The sequence below is a fragment of the Candidatus Paceibacterota bacterium genome (assembly GCA_035452965.1).
Classification (GTDB): domain Bacteria; phylum Verrucomicrobiota; class Verrucomicrobiia; order Limisphaerales; family UBA8199; genus UBA8199.
Genome location: DAOTCE010000009.1, coordinates 71,036 through 86,942 on the forward strand (window position 1 = coordinate 71,036; position 15,907 = coordinate 86,942).

The 15,907-nt window shown below is 59.7% G+C and carries 14 protein-coding genes; 13 read left to right on the forward strand and 1 reads right to left on the reverse strand.

From position 1 onward, the window contains the following. The first annotated feature begins 9 nt into the window (after positions 1 to 9). From P5205_09760 to P5205_09800, 9 genes are all read left to right on the forward strand, one after another. A complete protein-coding gene (locus P5205_09760) occupies positions 10 to 1,446 on the forward strand; it encodes a DUF3375 domain-containing protein (GenBank protein HSA10643.1) in 1,437 nt (478 codons plus the stop codon). Beyond that, complete coding sequence (locus P5205_09765; GenBank protein ID HSA10644.1) at positions 1,443 to 2,033, forward strand: DUF4194 domain-containing protein; 591 nt, start codon at positions 1,443 to 1,445, stop codon at positions 2,031 to 2,033. The genes P5205_09760 and P5205_09765 overlap by 4 nt, the downstream gene beginning before the upstream one ends. 523 nt (positions 2,034 to 2,556) lie before the next feature. Continuing rightward, positions 2,557 to 5,370 (forward strand): SbcC/MukB-like Walker B domain-containing protein, encoded by a 2,814-nt coding sequence (locus P5205_09770; protein ID HSA10645.1) that lies wholly within the window; start codon positions 2,557 to 2,559, stop codon positions 5,368 to 5,370. Beyond that, positions 5,357 to 6,508, forward strand: a complete 1,152-nt coding sequence (locus P5205_09775) for a DUF2220 family protein (GenBank protein HSA10646.1) — start codon at positions 5,357 to 5,359, stop codon at positions 6,506 to 6,508. The genes P5205_09770 and P5205_09775 overlap by 14 nt, the downstream gene beginning before the upstream one ends. Positions 6,509 to 7,067: 559 nt before the next feature. After that, positions 7,068 to 8,138, forward strand: a complete 1,071-nt coding sequence (locus tag P5205_09780) for a type IV toxin-antitoxin system AbiEi family antitoxin (GenBank protein HSA10647.1) — start codon at positions 7,068 to 7,070, stop codon at positions 8,136 to 8,138. After that, entirely contained in the window at positions 8,131 to 8,976 is an 846-nt protein-coding gene (locus tag P5205_09785) for a hypothetical protein (protein ID HSA10648.1), read from the forward strand. The genes P5205_09780 and P5205_09785 overlap by 8 nt, the downstream gene beginning before the upstream one ends. A 2-nt stretch (positions 8,977 to 8,978) precedes the next feature. Continuing rightward, entirely contained in the window at positions 8,979 to 9,131 is a 153-nt protein-coding gene (locus tag P5205_09790) for a hypothetical protein (GenBank protein ID HSA10649.1), read from the forward strand. Further along, positions 9,128 to 9,595, forward strand: coding sequence for a hypothetical protein (locus P5205_09795; GenBank protein ID HSA10650.1), 468 nt, complete (start codon positions 9,128 to 9,130; stop codon positions 9,593 to 9,595). Before P5205_09790 ends, P5205_09795 begins: the two co-directional genes overlap by 4 nt. A 697-nt stretch (positions 9,596 to 10,292) precedes the next feature. Beyond that, a complete protein-coding gene (locus P5205_09800) occupies positions 10,293 to 11,117 on the forward strand; it encodes a hypothetical protein (protein ID HSA10651.1) in 825 nt (274 codons plus the stop codon). Position 11,118: 1 nt separating this feature from the next. On the opposite strand, the gene P5205_09805 is transcribed toward P5205_09800, so the two are convergent. Further along, on the reverse strand, positions 11,119 to 12,027 hold the full coding sequence (locus tag P5205_09805) for an AAA family ATPase (GenBank protein ID HSA10652.1): 909 nt from the start codon (positions 12,025 to 12,027) through the stop codon (positions 11,119 to 11,121). 136 nt (positions 12,028 to 12,163) lie between these two features. Between P5205_09805 and P5205_09810 the strand changes: the two genes are divergently transcribed. The 4 genes from P5205_09810 to P5205_09825 are packed head-to-tail and all read left to right on the forward strand — an operon-like array spanning position 12,164 to position 15,906. Next, positions 12,164 to 12,526 carry a TrbC/VirB2 family protein gene (locus P5205_09810; protein ID HSA10653.1) on the forward strand — a complete coding sequence of 121 codons (363 nt, stop codon included), beginning with the start codon at positions 12,164 to 12,166 and terminating at the stop codon, positions 12,524 to 12,526. Between the two features lie 39 nt (positions 12,527 to 12,565). Further along, complete coding sequence (locus P5205_09815; protein ID HSA10654.1) at positions 12,566 to 12,904, forward strand: hypothetical protein; 339 nt, start codon at positions 12,566 to 12,568, stop codon at positions 12,902 to 12,904. Then, complete coding sequence (locus tag P5205_09820; protein HSA10655.1) at positions 12,901 to 13,167, forward strand: hypothetical protein; 267 nt, start codon at positions 12,901 to 12,903, stop codon at positions 13,165 to 13,167. The genes P5205_09815 and P5205_09820 overlap by 4 nt, the downstream gene beginning before the upstream one ends. A 3-nt stretch (positions 13,168 to 13,170) precedes the next feature. Continuing rightward, positions 13,171 to 15,906 (forward strand): TraC family protein, encoded by a 2,736-nt coding sequence (locus P5205_09825; protein HSA10656.1) that lies wholly within the window; start codon positions 13,171 to 13,173, stop codon positions 15,904 to 15,906. Position 15,907: the final 1 nt, after the last annotated feature.

The window sequence follows — 15,907 nt, forward strand, 5'->3', positions numbered from 1 at the left end:
GATTGGATCGTGAACCACGCCGAACTTCAACTTTCATTTACTGATTCCGCCCAACTCCGGTTGCTCCGGGCGGACAATGCGCCATTGGTTCTGGCAGTCCTCTTCGCAGCCTTCAAACACGAACATACCTCCACAATTCCCGAGAGCCGCTTGCGAGCCATTCTGGAGGCCGAACTTGAGGAACTGCGTGACGCAAGTGAATCCACAGCGGACAAGAAAGCGCGGGAGTATCTCCTTGAGTGGGCTGATCAGGCGCACGGCTATTTGCGCCGACACCACCCCGATGGCGTGGACGAACCAGTTTTTGAGCTGACCCCGGAAATTGAACAAGTGTTTCAGTGGCTCGAAAGCCTGAAACCAAAATCCCACGTCGGCACGGAATCCAAGTTCAAGAACCTGGCTTCTGTGCTGGAGGACATCGTCGTCAATTCCACGCGCGATCCAGATGTCCGTATTCAACGCCTGAAGGAGGAGCAGTTAAAGCTCCAGCAGCAAGTCGAAGAGATTGAACGCACCGGCGTTGTAACGCTTTACAATCCCACCCAAGTCAACGAGCGGTTTGCAACGGTGTTGGAGACGGCCCGCAATCTTCTGGGTGATTTCCGCGAGGTGGAGCGCCATTTTCGGCGGGTGACGGAGGACATTTCCGTCCAGCAGTCATCAGCGGGGGCGACGCGCGGAAGCATCGTCGGGCAGACTCTGGACGCGCAAGAGCAACTGCGGCAATCCAGCCAGGGACAAAGTTTCTACGCGTTTTGGGATTTTCTACTCGCGCCGGAGCGTCGCCGCCAGTTCACCGAGCTGGTCGAACAGGCGTATTCGCTTCCAACCCTAGCCGACGAACTGAAGGCCGATGTGCTGTTGCGGCGCTTACAATCGAGTCTCCGCGCCGAGGGAAACAAGGTCGTTGCGTCAAATGAGCGGCTGATCGCGCAGCTTCGGCGGGTGCTGGATGTTCGCGAATCGGCGGAGCGACGCGAGGTTGGCCGCTTGATTCAGGACATCAAATCACTCGCGCATCAGACCCGCGAGATGCCACCGCAGGCGGAGATGATCGAATTGGATACGACCCTAGCTTTGTCGTCGCTCATGTCCAAGTCTCCGTGGTCGCCGCCGGAGAACGTGGAGTTTGGCGGCAGTCTGGAAGTCAGTGACGGCGGCGACTACCAAGACACGCTTGAGGCATTCCTGCGCTTGCACCCGGTGGACTTCGACCGCTTGCGCCAGAACATCAGGGACTGTCTGCAAACGCGTGTCCAGATCACGCTGCCCGAACTGCTGGAACTCCATCCGCCACGCAACGGCATCCTGGAAGTGCTCGCCTATTTGCTCATCGCTGAATCGGACGGTCCGCACATCGTGCTGGATGGGTTTGACCTGCTTGATATTCCCGGTGAACCCGATCGTCGCTTCAGAGTGCCGCAAATCGTCTTTTCTAACACATGAATCCGAACCCAACCAAACCGTTTCCGTCTGCGGCAGTGAAAGTCCGGTTGTTGCAGGATGCGATCTATTCCGACGACATGGAACTTTGGGCGGTGCTGTCGCGCTACCGCCAGCACATCGAGAATTATTTCCAGGAAATCGGACTCCAGCTTGTTGTTCACGAGGAAGACGGGTTCGCCTACCTCAAACAATCCGAGCAGGAAGACGGCGCGATGATTCCCCGCCTGTTCCGGCGCGACAAGCTGGCCAGAGGAGTGGCTGTCGTCGGGGTGGTTTTGCGTGAACGCCTGCTTCAGTTCGATGAGAAGGTTCACGACGAGAGCCGCCTCGTCGTAACCAAGGAAGAAATCCTTCAGATGGTCGCGGTCTATTTTCCGGAAACGAACGATGAAATCCGCGCAGACAAACGCATCGAGGCAGCCATCAACCGGGCCGAGGAATTGGGCCTGCTCCGCAAACTGCCGGGCGTGAACGGCGACGAACGCTATGAAGTGCGGCGCATCATCAAGGCGCGTTTTCCTGTCGAGACGCTCAAGGCGCTTCACGAACAACTAAAAGCTCATGCAATCACACGAGACATCCAGTAATGGCGCAGTTCCACCGCCCGGATTCCGTATGGAACGGCTGGAGGTCCGCAATTGGGGAACATTCCATGACAAAATCCATGTGCTCGATGCCTATGGACAAACAGCCTTGTTGCTCGGCGAAAACGGCACTGGCAAGTCTACGTTGGTGGACGCTTTGCTCACGATGCTCGTGCCCAAGATCAAACGGAACTACAACCTGTCGGCCGGCGGAACGAAAAAGCGGGAGCGCGATGAGAAGACCTATGTGCTCGGCGCTTATGGCAGCCAGAGCGACTCGGGGGAATCGCGCGCCCAAACGAAGTTTCTCCGAAAACCGGGCGGCCCGCCCTCGATTCTGCTGGCTGCGTTCAAGAATGCCGCAACCGACGAAGCTGTCACCCTGGCACAGGTTCTGTGGATTCAGGATGATGATGTGCGCCATCTGTTTCTCATCGCACGGCGCGAGTGCTCGATTCAGAAGGACTTCAACGGACTCGGTGAGTCCCGGACATGGAAGAAGACCTTTCGGAACAAGGGATTCGAGGTGGACGAGACGTTTCCGCCCTATGCCGAGAAACTCGTTCGCTACCTGCGAATGGAGTCCACCACCACGCTCGCGTTGTTCAGTCAAACCGTCGCCATCAAGGAAATCACGCACGTCAGCGGATTCATCCGCGATCACATGCTCGAAAAACTCGACACCAAGGAATTGGTGGACCGCTTGGAGCACCACTATGAAGACCTCAAACAATGCTGGGAAGCCATCCGGATCGCGAAGCAACAATTGAAGTTGCTCGCACCCGTTGTGGAAAAGGCGGCGGAGATCAAAAAGTCCGACGAGCAGCTTTCCGCCACCACCCGGCTACGCGACGCGCTGCCCGCCTGCTTCGCGATGCGGCTCAAAAGCCTGCTTGAAGCAGAACAAGCGTCGCTCTCGGAGCAGATTCGAACGCTTACCTGTGAAATCGAAGGACTGACCAATACGCTCAAGGAACTTGGGCGTCAGCAATTGGAACTGAATCAGGCCATTGACAACGATGAGGTCGGCAAGCAACTGACGCGGGTGCAGGAGCAGCTCGACGAAACAATTCGAATCGAAAAGCAACGCCGCGCCTTGGGCGGGCAATATCACAAATGTCTGGGGGAACTGGGCATCAAAGAGGAGGTAAGCACGGACGGGCGCTACACCGAATTGCAGATCTGGGCGGAAGCCGAGCAAAGAGAACAGACTGGCAAAATCACTTCCTCCGCAAATGAGAAGGCGGCGGCGGAGCAGGAGTTCAAACGTCTTGCGGGCCAGCACAAGCAGTTGGAAGACGAACTCGACTCCCTCCGCAGGCGTCCCGACTTGATTCCGGAGGTGCATCGCCAGATGCGCCAGTTCATCGCCCGGGGAGCGGGAGTTGGTGAGGCCGATCTGCCATTCGCTGGCGAATTGATGGATGTAAGGCCGGAATTCCAAGTGCAATGGCGGGGCGCGCTTGAACGGTTGTTGCGTGGTTTCGGGCTTTCACTCCTTGTGCCAGAGCGACTCTATTCGCAGGTCAATCGCTTCATCAATGACAACGACCTGCGCGGGCGCGTTGTCTATCATCGCGTTCCGAAAGATGCCGCGACAATTCAACCCTCATACGACAAAGGGCGCGTGATTGAACGGATGCAGTTGAAGGACGGCCATCCGCTGTCCCGCTGGGTCGAAGGTGAATTGCGGACGCACTTCAACTATCGCTGCTGCGATAGCATTGAGGAATTCGAGAGCGCGACCGGGTTCGCCTTGACCAGACAGGGATTGATCCGCAGCGCGGGGACACGGCACATCAAGGACGATTCCACCGCCATCAATGATCCGCGCAATCACATTCTGGGCTGGTCAAATCGTGACAAGATCCGCCGGTTGGAGGAGGAACAAAAACAGTTGGCCACCGCTGCCCAGAAGCAGGCCGACTTCATTGCCGATGCTGGACGACGTCAGCAAACGGCCACCACGCGGGCAACCCAGGCGGGCAAGTTGCAGGGTTTTCGCTTGTTTTCTGAGATTGATTGGCGTTCATCGGTCGCGAGGCGCGAAGAACTCGAACAACGCAAGCGCGAACTGGAGCAAAGTTCAGATAAGATCAAGAAGCTCCGTGAACAGCTTGAGGCGGTTAAGGCTCAAATCAGCGAATCAGACGCGACCAAGACCGCAAAAGTTGGCGACCGTGGTGGACTTCAACGCCGCGCACAAGAGAACAGCGAGCAATTGGAGGCGTGCCGAGCCACCTTGGCGGCCTGCGTGGAGGCCGATCTTTCGGTCTTCGACGTCGCGCTTTTGGAACTTCTCGCTGACACCGAGTTGACGATCTCCAACGCGGTGATGGCCGAACATCGGGTGGAAAAGACGCTCGGCGACAAGCTCATCGCGCTGGAAAATGAGCGCGGAAAAGTCGTTGCCGTCATTGTTCGGCTGATGGGAACTTTCCTTGGCGAGTTTCCCGACCTCAAGGCCGATCTTCACGCGGGCGAGGAATTCATCGCGGACTTTCTTCGCTTTGAAGAAGGAGTGCGCCGCGACGACCTGCCGCGCTATGACCTGAAATTCCAGGAATTGATGAGCCGCGACGTGCTGGTGCATGTAGTGAAATTCCAGGATGCCCTTGAGGGTCATTGCGAGGAGATGCAGAGCAAAATCGGGCATCTTAACACCGCGTTGAAAAGCATCGAATATTCTCCGCGCACCTACATCACGATTCGCGCGACGCAGACACAGGACTCGGACATCCGCAATTTCCGCGCCCGGCTTAAAGGCTGTCTGGACTACGGCCTTGCGCCCGACAGCGCCGCGCGCGAAACCGCCTTCCAGAGGATCAGTGATTTGATTGACCTGTTCCGACAAAAGCCCGACTGGACGACGAAGGTGACGGATACCCGCAACTGGCTGGCTTTTGCCGTGGAGGAGCGTGACCGGGAGACGGGTAAGCAGGAAAACATTTACGAAGATACCAGCGGCAAATCTGGCGGCCAGAAGGCGAAGCTGGCGTTCACCATTCTCGCCTCCGCAGTTGCCTACCAGTACGGCATTGCCAAGGACCGGCATAACCCGGAGTCGTTTCGATTTGTCGTTGTGGATGAGATGTTTTCGCGTTCCGACGAAACAAATTCGCGATATGCGCTACGGCTCTTCGCGCAATTTCATCTTCAACTGCTCATCGTATGTCCCTTCGACGCCCGCGCCCGCGTGGTCGAACCGTTTGTGTCGAGCTACCACCTTACGCTGAACCCTACGACGCAATACTCGACCGTCCGCACCGTGACGGTGGAGGAAGTCCGAGAGCATCTCGCCCGACAAGCGCCGATTCCCGCGACCAATGCTAACGCCTGACCAAATCCACCGCCGTGCCCTGAGTCGATACCCGGAGTTCCTGCGCTCGCTTTGCAGCGGCGATTCAATCTTCCCGCTCATTGTGCTTGGCGCAGGCATGGCAAAGCCGAGCGATTTCACTGCCGACCGCGACGGAATTCGTTTGCTGCAAAGCCAATCCAAGGAGCAGGCCGGGTTTGGCTTTGAAATCACCTGGAAGGAAAAGACCTTTCGGCGTTTGGGGGCGCAACGAATCCCAGCAACGGTCTCGTTTACGACGCAGGAGGATTATGTCCGTTTTCTCAAGAAGCAGTCAGAAGTGCGGGAGTTCGTGGCGGATTACGAATTGATCCAGCATCTATGCCCCGAACTGCGCAATTGGGTGAGAGATAGGCCGCTCAAAGTGGTAGCCCATGCCGGAGTCTGGCAAGAGTTGCTGAATGTCTGCGTTCATTTGCGGAACAACCCCCGCCCAAACTGCTATCTCCGCGAGCTTCCCGTGGTGGTGGACACAAAATTCATCGAGAGCCACAAAGGCATTCTGTGCGAACTGCTGCCCCTCGCCGCGCCGCAGACGGTCGGGCCGGACACGAGTAGTTTCGAAAGCTGGTTCGGCTTTCGGCTGAAGCAGCCGTGGGTTCGGATGCGATTTCTCCATCCCGCGCTGGCGAATCGGTATGGCTTGCCCATTGATGATTTCGCCATCCCGCTGGATACGTGCTGCAACTGTCGTTTCGGCAACAACACAGTCCTCATTGTGGAGAATGAAATGACTTTCCTGACGCTGCCGCAATTGCCGGGGACGATTGCCCTCTTTGGCGCTGGCGATGCCGCCGCGTTGCTTGCAGCCGTCGGTTGGTTGGAGTCCTGCCGGGTGTTTTACTGGGGCGACCTGGATTCCCACGGTTTTGAAACGTTGTCCAATTTGCGAAAGACGTTCCCCCTCGTTTCCAGCATCCTGATGGACGAGAACACGTATTCAACGCATTCGATTTTCGCGGTGAGCGCCTCTCCAACGCGCGCAACTGAACGGTTGAACCTCAACCCTGCGGAACTTGCCCTCTACGAGACGCTGGTCGAGAATGGAAAACTCCTCGAACAAGAGCGCATCCACTGCGGTTATTCAACACCGCGCTTGACCGCGGCACTTGTGGGCTGACAAACGATGAGTGTAAATCATCATCGGCACAGCAGTGCGGGAGTCCGCCGTGACCAACTCGCGGTTCTGCTGCGCTTCACGGGCTACCGGTCGGCCCTTTCCCCCTCTCGACCACGCCCGTTCCACTCCGCAAACCGCGCGCTCGTCACGAGCGGGCATTCGCCGGACGCCGCACAAGCGCGGCGGGCTTCCGTCTGCGGCTCGGCGGCGGGACGTTGCGCTTCGGCTGCGTTTCGCTAGGCGCTGCTCTCCGCCCTCCGCTCCACTTTCCCCGCTCACCGACCACAGACCGAAGCAAGCTGATTTGCCACGAAAGACAGGGCGGAGTTCCGCTTGCGGCCCAGCAATTTGTGTGTGCGGGACAAGTTCTGCTTCGAGCGTGTTGTCCTGGATTCCCGAACGCCGTCGCGAAGGCAATACGGATGGGCAATCCTGTCAAACCAGGCTCAACTCACCGCCGCGGGCCGGCGGCAGGGGAATGGAGCGGAGTCTCCAAGAGGATCAACTTGCTTAAATAGGCTGACTTGACCGCGTGCTCAAGGTATGGTATTTGGACAATATGAGCCGAGAATTGAATTCGAGAACGGTGGAGGACACCTCGCGCCGGCTGGCGGAATTGCTGGCCCTGCCCGTGAGCCGGCTCAAGGTGAAACTCGAACCGTCTGTTCCGGGCGACGAGAACAACCGGGCGGATTTGCTGGTGTCGGCGGGAAACTATCACTTTGCCGTGGAGTGGAAGGCGTCGGGACAGGCGTCGGCGGTGGCCATGGCGGTCCGGTCCATCCGCCGGTTTGTCGAGGCGTCCCGCAAGAAACTCATTCCGCTCGTGGCCGTGCCCTTCATGGGCGAAGTCGGCCAGCAACTGTGCGAGGAAGCAGACGTGTGCTGGATGGACTTGTCCGGGAACGCCCATCTGGTTGGGGCGGGCCTGCGGGTGAACATCGAGGGGAAGCCGAACCAGTTCAAGCGCCCGGGCCGTCCGCGCAGTGTGTTCGCGCCGAAAAGCGCGCGGATTGCCCGTTGGGTGCTGATCGAGCCGGAGCGTTCGTTCAGCCAGAGGGAACTGGCGAAGGCGAGCGGGCTGGATGAAGGCTTCACAAGCCGGATTGTCCGAGAACTGGAAGCAGAGCGCCTCGTGGCGCGCGAACCGGACGGCGCGGTGAGGGTCGCCGATTATGACGCGCTGCTGGACGCATGGCGTGAGGCTTACGATTTCTCAAAGCATCACATTGTGCGGGGGCACGTGGCGGCACGGTCCAGTGAGGACGTGCTGCGGCAACTGGCCGAGCAATTCAAGCGCGACAAGATCGAGCACGCGGCCACGGGGTTGGCGGGGGCGTGGTTGCTGAACCCATTTGCCGGCTATCGGCTCGCCGTTGTCTATGTCGAGAAGATGTTGTCGTCCGAAGCGAGGCAGGAAATGGGTTTTCATGAGCAGCCAAAAGGCGAGAACGTTTGGCTGGTCGTGCCAAATGATGAAGGCGTGTTTCACGGCGCGGCGGATCGCGACGGCATCCGCTGTGTTCATCCCGTGCAGGTGTATTTGGATTTGAAAAACCATCCCGAACGGTCGGAGGAAGCGGCGGCGCAGTTGCGCCTGAAGATTTTGAGAAAGGTCAGCCATGCCTGAAAAACCAACGACCGCCGCCGGTTATGCGCCCGACCAGGTCGCGCGGGTGAAATCCACCTGCCTGTATCTCGCCACCAAGCTGGGCGACTTGATGGACGAACTCGTGGTCGTGGGAGGACTCGTCCCGTCGCTCCTGATTGATCAGGAGCATCTGCCGGAGAACGTGACGGCCCATGTGGGCACGCTCGATCTCGATCTGGGGCTGGCGTTCGCACTGGTGGGAGAGCAGCGCTATCAGGCCGTGGTGGAGCGCCTGCGCGCAGCGGGATTCGAGATGGACCAGAACGAGGAGGGGCAGCCCACGCGCCAACGCTGGCGCATCAGCGAACCGCCGGTGACGGTGGACTTCCTGATCGAACCGGAGAAGAGCGCCGAAGCACAGGCGGGACGTTTGTTCCCGCTCACCAGAGACTGGGCGGCCATCATCGCGCCCGGCCTGCATCTGGCATTCGTAAACAATCAAGCGGTGACGCTGGACGGACGGACCATCGCCGGAGAAACCGCCCGGAGGGACATCCGCGTCTGTGGAGCGGGGGCGTTCGTGGTGCTCAAGGCGTTGGCCTTCCACATTCGGGGTGAGAACAAGGACGCTTACGATTTGTTTTATCTGCTGCGGAACTACGGGAGCGGCGTCGCAGACGTGGCTGCGCAACTGCGGCCATTGATTAAGGACGCCAGCACAAAGAAGGCGCTGGCATACTTGCGGGAGGATTTCCAGGAGTCTGAGAGCATCGGGCCGAGACGCGTTGCCGAATTCCTGTTCGGACGACCGGAGGTGGACACTCAGGCGGACGCCCTCGGCTTCGTGCGCCAACTTCTGGCGGAATGCAGGACTTGAGCATGAGCTACCGATCATCATCATCATTCGGCAAGCGGCAGAAATACACTGCGGTCGCCGAAATGTTGCAGCGGGGCTTTGACGATTGCATGACGTTGGTGGACGACCACCAGATTGCTTGCATCATTCGCCAGGAGAAGAACGGACCGTCATGAAATCCAGACTCCTGCCTAACGGCCTTTCCCGAAGGACAAGCCGTTGCCTTCTCAACGCCGGCATTCCCATCGACAGGGAGGTGATCCGGCACGCTCTCAAAACCGGAGAGCTCTACCCCTTCTTCTGGCCTCCAAACTACGGCATATACACGCACGCTGAGGTCTGCCTTTGGGCCGGCATAGATGCAAAAGCCCTCTCGTGTCGCCCCTCTCAAGATGAAGTGTCGCCGTATCCTGCCAACGGACTTTCCTATCGGGCCAATCGGTGCCTCGCGCGATTCGCCATTCCCGCCACGAAGAGGGCGGTTCGTCATGCCCTGCGGACTGGAGTGCTCGTGCCGCGCCATCGCCCCAGCAACTACGGCCCACAAACCCATGCCGAGCTTTGCCGCTGGGCGGGCGTCAATCCCGCGGCCATCATATCCGCGCGTCCCAAACGCACGACATCCGGCCCGATAGACTGAAGTGCGGAGTCAGCCGCTTGAAAGCAGACGATTGCATTCGCCGCGGATATTACGAGTCGAAACACCACGAAGACTGCCGACTCGCCGTGACCAGCGCGCGGCATGCTTCGCTCCACGGGCTGCCGGTCGGCCCTGTTCCCTCTCGACCACGCCCGTTCCACTCCACAAACCGCGCGCTCGTCACGAGCGGGCATTCGCCGGAAGCCGCAGGCGCGGCAGGCTTCCGTCTGTGGCTCGGCGGCGGGACGTTGCGCTCCGGCTGCGTTTCGCTAGGCGCTGCTCTCCGTCCTTCGCTCCACTTTCCCCGCTCACCGACCACAGACCGAAGCTGGGTGTCGACAGAACAGCAGATTCGTCAATCGGCGATTGGCGAATTCAGATTCTCCAATCAGTGATTGAAAAATCGTCGAGCCATTCGGCTCGGGCTTGGACAACGCGATGAAACCCCTCTTGATTGTATGGCGGCGTCGGTCGCGTCAAGGTAGTGCGCCCCGGCTGCCCCCGCCTCCACCTTGACCCGTCCGCCGCCGCCGGGGAGTTTTGCCTTTAGGTTTTCATCGCGGAAGTGTGTCGTCGCGGGGCGACGGAAGGTGAAAAAATCACTGAAATCAGGGCAACTCCTGCTATGCTTTTGCCCGGGACTCGTGTTAAATGGGCCAGAATTCACGTTCAATGGTCGAAGTGCAAAACATGTGACGTGAGAACCGCGATTCAAAAGTCCTGGTATCGAAACGGTCTGCTCCGCGAACAAATGCCTCTCCGAAACGGTCACCGGCATGGCGTTGCCCGTGTCTGGCACAAGAACGGACGCCTCGCCTCTGAGGAACGCTACGCCGATGGCCTGTTGCATGGCGTCTGCCGCCAATGGAGTGAAACGGGCCGACTGCTCGGCAAATACCGCATGGTTCAAGGCACGGGTGTGCAGCGTGCATGGCATGATAACGGCAAGCCTCAGATGGAGTTGTCCACCGTGCGGGGCGAGTTCTGCGGGCGCAGCCGAAGCTGGTTGAGTGACGGCACGCTCCTGTCCGACGACATCTATCTCCGGGGTAAACTGGTCAGCGCCGACGAATACCGCGCGGCGGCAGCGAAGGACAAGTCGTTGCCGAAGCTGGGTAGGGTGACGAAGGCGGTGAAGCCGGTGTCGGAGAAACACATTCACCGAGTTTTCGTCGCCGGGCTGCTGGCCAAGCCCAATCGCTTCGAGGCGCGGGCCTGGCTGGAGGCCAGGAGCGCCGATAGCTCCGCCCGATCGCTCGGCCGATTCAAGCGCGAGAGTGACGCGGCGAAGTTCGTCGCCGCGCTCTACGACGCCGCCGCGACCGAGGTGATCGCGCCCGACGTTTACCGCAGTAAGAAAGGCGACGAGTTTGCGGATGCCTTGCTGGTGCGCGTGCCGAAGTCTCCTCCCAAGCGGAAGGCGATCCGCACGGTCTGCGCCCAGCTTCAAAAGCGAAAGCTTGGAGCAGTGCAGCCGGACGTGGACCTCGGCGAGACGCATTTGTTCCTTTCCCTGGCCTGAATTAGAACACGCCGAGGCGGTCGTGCAGCTCGTCGTGCGCGAGGATACCGCAGGCGGGACGACCAGTGAGCAGGCATTCCGCCACCGCGTCGCCAACGAGCTTCTCCACGGCATCGCGCATCGGACGCGCGCCGAGTTTCGGGTGGAATCCCTTGCGCACGAGAAACGGCAACGCGGTCTTATCGAGCTCGATCTTGTGCCCGCGCGCGGCCAGAAACTCGATTTCGCGGGACAAGAACTTCTCTGCAATCTCCAACTGGTGTTCGTAGCTCAGGCGATGGAACACGAGCTTCTCATTCACGCGTGCGAAGATCTCCGGGCGCAAGGCTTGTTGCGCGCGGGTGAGGACGTGGCGTTCGAGCGTGGCTTCGTTCGAGTGCTGGAGGCTCATCAGTTCCGCCGATCCAATGTTTGACGTTAGCCACACGTAGAACCCGCTGAAGTCGAGCGTCTGGCCGGTCGCCACCGTGAGCCGGGCGGCATCGAGCAGTTGCAGCAGGATGTCCAGCACGCGTGGGTGCGCCTTCTCCGCCTCATCGAACAGAAGCGAACCCTCCGCCGCGCGTTCGCGCACCGCTCCGAGGTAGCCGATTTCTCCGAGTCGTGCGCCCAGCAGCAGACCGAGCGCTTCCTGATTCTGAAACTCCGACATGTCGAAACGGAACAACTTCCCATCGCCGAAAACGTGATTCGTCGTCACGACCACCGTCTCGGTTTTGCCCACGCCGGTAGGCCCGAGCAGCAGGAAGCTGCCGCGTGGCCGTGACGGTTTCGTGAGCCCGAGTTCGCCCCGGCGAACAGCGGAGACGATTCGCGGAATCGTGTGGGACTGGCCGCGGATTTCGCGCGGCAACAACACGTCGAGTGCCTGGAGGTTGGTAAGCTTGTGCGAGTCTGGTGTTTTGTTCATCGCCTACCTTTAACAGGGACATCCCCGCACCTTGTGTCCCTCCTACACCCGGCTTTCTGCCCTTTGCTTCATGCTGCGTCCCGTGATCAGCGCGGTAGTCGCTGCTCAACGACAGAAAAACAAAAACACGACTCGTATGAAGCTCATCAAACACATCAAACCCCTCGGTCAGAAAATCCGCTCGCGGCTGCCGTCGCTGCTCCTGGCTGCCGCAGTCCTCGCCCTGAACAGCACCTCTGCTTACGCGCAGGCGTTCAACTCCACCGAACTCAAGACCGGCATCAGCAACAGCCTCGCCGTGATCATGATGTTCGGATTCGTGCTCGGCATCTCGTGCGTCATCTACGGCGGGTTCGCCATCCGGCGCGGCGACGTGGATCAGGGCAAGATGTCCATCATCGGCGGTGCAATCATCGCCGCCGCCCCGGCGGTCATCTTTGCCTTCTTCAAGATCTTCGGCATCGACACCAACAGCACGGTGGGTGTGGGCAACTTCTAATCTCGCCAACCGACCTGCCACCCGCCGCCCCGAGCCACCATGAAAGCCGAACTCCGCCTCACCGACACCAACGCCGCTTCCGACTCCAAAGGTCGGACGTGGGGATTGGAGGGCGGTTTGTTCTGGTGGCTCGTGGGCGGCATCGGCGTGGGCATCACGGTGTTCTTCGTGTTCCTCGTAATACTGAAGTCATCGTTGCTCACGTCTCTGGGCGTGGCGCTCGTTCCGGTGGGGCTTTGCCTCGCCTACATCTTCGGCCTGCGGCAGGGGAAACCGCCTGGCTACGACCGCGACATTTTCGAGCGCGTGTTCACTGGTGGCGGTTTTGCCCCCGAACCTCCGCGCCTCACGCATCCACTCGCAAAGGACCTGCCATGAGCCGCTACATCTTTGAACAACTCGACACCGCCGACCAGGCGCTGCGTGAGAATCTCCACCGGAACGACCTTGACCCCACCGCGCGCGAGCACATGGAGCGCGCCTTGGCCCACGTCCGGGAAGCCTACGTAGCGACGAACGAAATCGGCAAGGCGCGCTCCGTTCAGCGGCTCGTGGGGGACTTGGAGAAAGTGAATCACATCGTGGCAAAAGTCCGCCGCCGCGAACGTCCCGCCGTCATCAGTAAATCCATCCGAGTCTGACCTATGTTCGAACGCGCACCCAACGGCTTCTTCACCCACGACCTGATCGTGTTCAACCACCTCCGGCGCGGCGGCTACGTGTCGAAGGGCTTCATCTTCGAGTCCCCCGACCTGACGAACAGCCCGATTGCAGACCTGAACGACTTCCAGGACCAACTCTGTCTCCTGCTGGCGTCCCTCCACGAAAACCAGCGGCTACAAGTGCAATACTTCTGCGATTCCGACTACAAGGGGGAGTTGCTGCGTTACCAGCAGGAGACAGAGCGCTTTTCCAACGTCTGGACCAAGCGCGCCCGCAACGAACGCTTCGCGCGCTATTGGCAGGCGATGTCCGAGCGCAAACTCCGCCGTCAGCGCGTCATCTTCTACATCTCCCGGGCACTGGAGAACGTGCCGACGAAGTTCCAGACCGCCGCTGCCCGCCGAGATTACTACCAGACGCTGCTCGAACAGCTTCAGACCGAGTTCGAGCACGTTCACCGCCTACTGCTCGAAATCTTCGGCTCAGCCGGGGCACGTGTGCTGGCCATGACGGATGCCGACCACTTCCGCCACTACAAGCGCTTCCTCAATCCGTCGCTCAACGACCGGTTCGACTACGATCCGGCGGAAGGCTTCGCGCCCGAACTTTCGATTCAGGAAAACTGCTGGCACAGCGAGGGGAACGGGCAGTCTGACTTTGGGTTCTTCCTCGATGGCCACTACCACTCGCTCATCGTCCTGACCCGCTGGCCGCGCACGACCTATCCCGGCATCATTCAACGCCTCACCAATCTCCGCCTCCTTGACTACACCATCACGGTGAACATTGATCCGTTGCCCATCACCAAGGAGATCAGCAAGGAGGAGAAGGAGCACGACCGCGTGGCCGGCGACTACGCCAGCGAAAAGAAAATCTCGCTGCTGACCGTGATGGAGAAGAAGCAGAAGAAGATTCACGCCTTGATGCAGGGGCAGACGATTCCGTTCCACGCGATGTTCGCCATCCGTGTCTGGGACAAGACTCGCGACGGCCTCAATGCCAAGGCCGGGGCGATCAAGAACGCCATCAACTCCATGAACGCGGCCCAATACTTCGAGAGCAATCTACCCAGCACCTCGAAGAATCTGTTCTTCCAGACCTGGCCGGGCTGGACCTGGGGACGCTACGAACACCGGAAACTCTACGCCGAGCATCGCTTCCTCGCCGACATGCTCCCGGTCACCAGCACGTTCACCGGCCACCTGGCGACCGCCGAGGCGATCTACGACGGCCCGGCCAACAATCTGGTCGGCATCCAGACGTTTTCGGGCGGCAAGGATTCCGCGTCCCCGCAGCACGCGGTGTTGCTCGGCATGTCCGGCGCGGGCAAATCCGTGACCGTCTGTGACCTGCTCACCCAAACGGAAGGCTACTTCGGTTACACCGTCATCATTGAGGAGGGACTCAGCTACGGTATCTACACCGCCACGGTCGAAGAAGGCGCGCGGCCCATCATCATTCACCCGGACGGCGACTTGACCATCAACTACCTCGACACGAAGGGGCTGCCGCTCACGCCCGATCATCTCTCCGCCTCGACCGCACTTGTCGCCCGGATGATCGGCACGAGCGCCCAGGAGGACAAACAGATGCTCCGCCAGGCGCAGATCGCCAAGTATCTGAATCTGCTTTACGAGGATTCCTTCCAGGACTGGCAGAAGAAGCGGCACGACCAGTTGCTCGTCATCGCCCGACACGCGCTGGCACTCCAGCAGTTTCGGGCCGAGCGGATGCCGCCCGGCGCGACCAGCCTCGAAACCTTCGCCGATTTCCGCGATTGGCGAGCCGTCAACCCCGCCGAGGCGGAAGCCTACCTGGCACAGTTCGATGAAGCCGAGGCGTTGAAGTTCCTGAAAGAGCCGAAGACCAGCAAGGAAGTCCGCAACCTGGCGTTCGCCTATTTCACGCCCGATGAGTTCCCGACGCACCGGATGCTTCAGGAATTAATGATGCTCGACCCGATGGGAGCGGAGCGCGACCAGATCATGGAAATCGCCACGCTCATCCTCCCGTGGTGTCGCGATGGCAACTACGGCTGCTTGTTCGACGGCACGAGCAACCTCTCGCTTACTGGCAAAATCGCGCACTTCGAGTTGGGCTACATCCCGGAGTCGGCGAAGGAGTTGAAAGCCGCCGCTGGCTTCCTCATCACCAACCACGCGCGCAAGCACATCATGACGCTACCGCGTGCGATTCGGAAACGGAACATCTACGAAGAAGTCGCCCGCTTTCTCGACATCCCCGGAGGCCAGGAAATTGTGCAGGAGAGCTACGCCCAGCTTCGCAAGTTCAATTGCTGGAACATCTCCATCGTGCAGCAATACGCGCGGTTCAAACAGTCGCGCATCCGCTCCGCCGTGTTCGGCAACAGTCGGCAATTCTTCATCATGCGCCAGAACGACCGCGCTGACCTCGATGACATGGGCAAGGACATCGCACTACCCGAGGTGACGCAGCACGCGATCATGAATTATCCGCTGCCGGATCATCAGCCCGGCGAGAAGTATTCGCCGTTCACGTATCTGCACACCGACTCGACCCGCAATATCTGCGGCACGGTTCACAACGTCGCTTCGCCGGAGTTGCTCTATTGCAGTTCCTCCAGCGGAGAGCACTTCGACCGCCGTGCCCGCGAACTCCGCCAGAGTCCGAGTGTGGTCGAGGGAATCATCCATCACTCAAACGCACGCAAAGACAGCGATCCCAAAACTCATTAAC

What these genes read in the sequence shown, in the direction of transcription:
- P5205_09765 (HSA10644.1), top strand. Translation starts at nt 1,443, where the DNA reads ATGAATCCGAACCCAACCAAACCGTTTCCGTCTGCGGCAGTGAAAGTC.
- P5205_09775 (HSA10646.1), top strand. Translation starts at nt 5,357, where the DNA reads ATGCTAACGCCTGACCAAATCCACCGCCGTGCCCTGAGTCGATACCCG.
- P5205_09780 (HSA10647.1), top strand. Translation starts at nt 7,068, where the DNA reads ATGAGCCGAGAATTGAATTCGAGAACGGTGGAGGACACCTCGCGCCGG.
- P5205_09785 (HSA10648.1), top strand. Translation starts at nt 8,131, where the DNA reads ATGCCTGAAAAACCAACGACCGCCGCCGGTTATGCGCCCGACCAGGTC.
- P5205_09790 (HSA10649.1), top strand. Translation starts at nt 8,979, where the DNA reads ATGAGCTACCGATCATCATCATCATTCGGCAAGCGGCAGAAATACACT.
- P5205_09795 (HSA10650.1), top strand. Translation starts at nt 9,128, where the DNA reads ATGAAATCCAGACTCCTGCCTAACGGCCTTTCCCGAAGGACAAGCCGT.
- P5205_09805 (HSA10652.1), bottom strand. Translation starts at nt 12,027, where the DNA reads ATGAACAAAACACCAGACTCGCACAAGCTTACCAACCTCCAGGCACTC.
- P5205_09810 (HSA10653.1), top strand. Translation starts at nt 12,164, where the DNA reads ATGAAGCTCATCAAACACATCAAACCCCTCGGTCAGAAAATCCGCTCG.
- P5205_09815 (HSA10654.1), top strand. Translation starts at nt 12,566, where the DNA reads ATGAAAGCCGAACTCCGCCTCACCGACACCAACGCCGCTTCCGACTCC.
- P5205_09820 (HSA10655.1), top strand. Translation starts at nt 12,901, where the DNA reads ATGAGCCGCTACATCTTTGAACAACTCGACACCGCCGACCAGGCGCTG.
- P5205_09825 (HSA10656.1), top strand. Translation starts at nt 13,171, where the DNA reads ATGTTCGAACGCGCACCCAACGGCTTCTTCACCCACGACCTGATCGTG.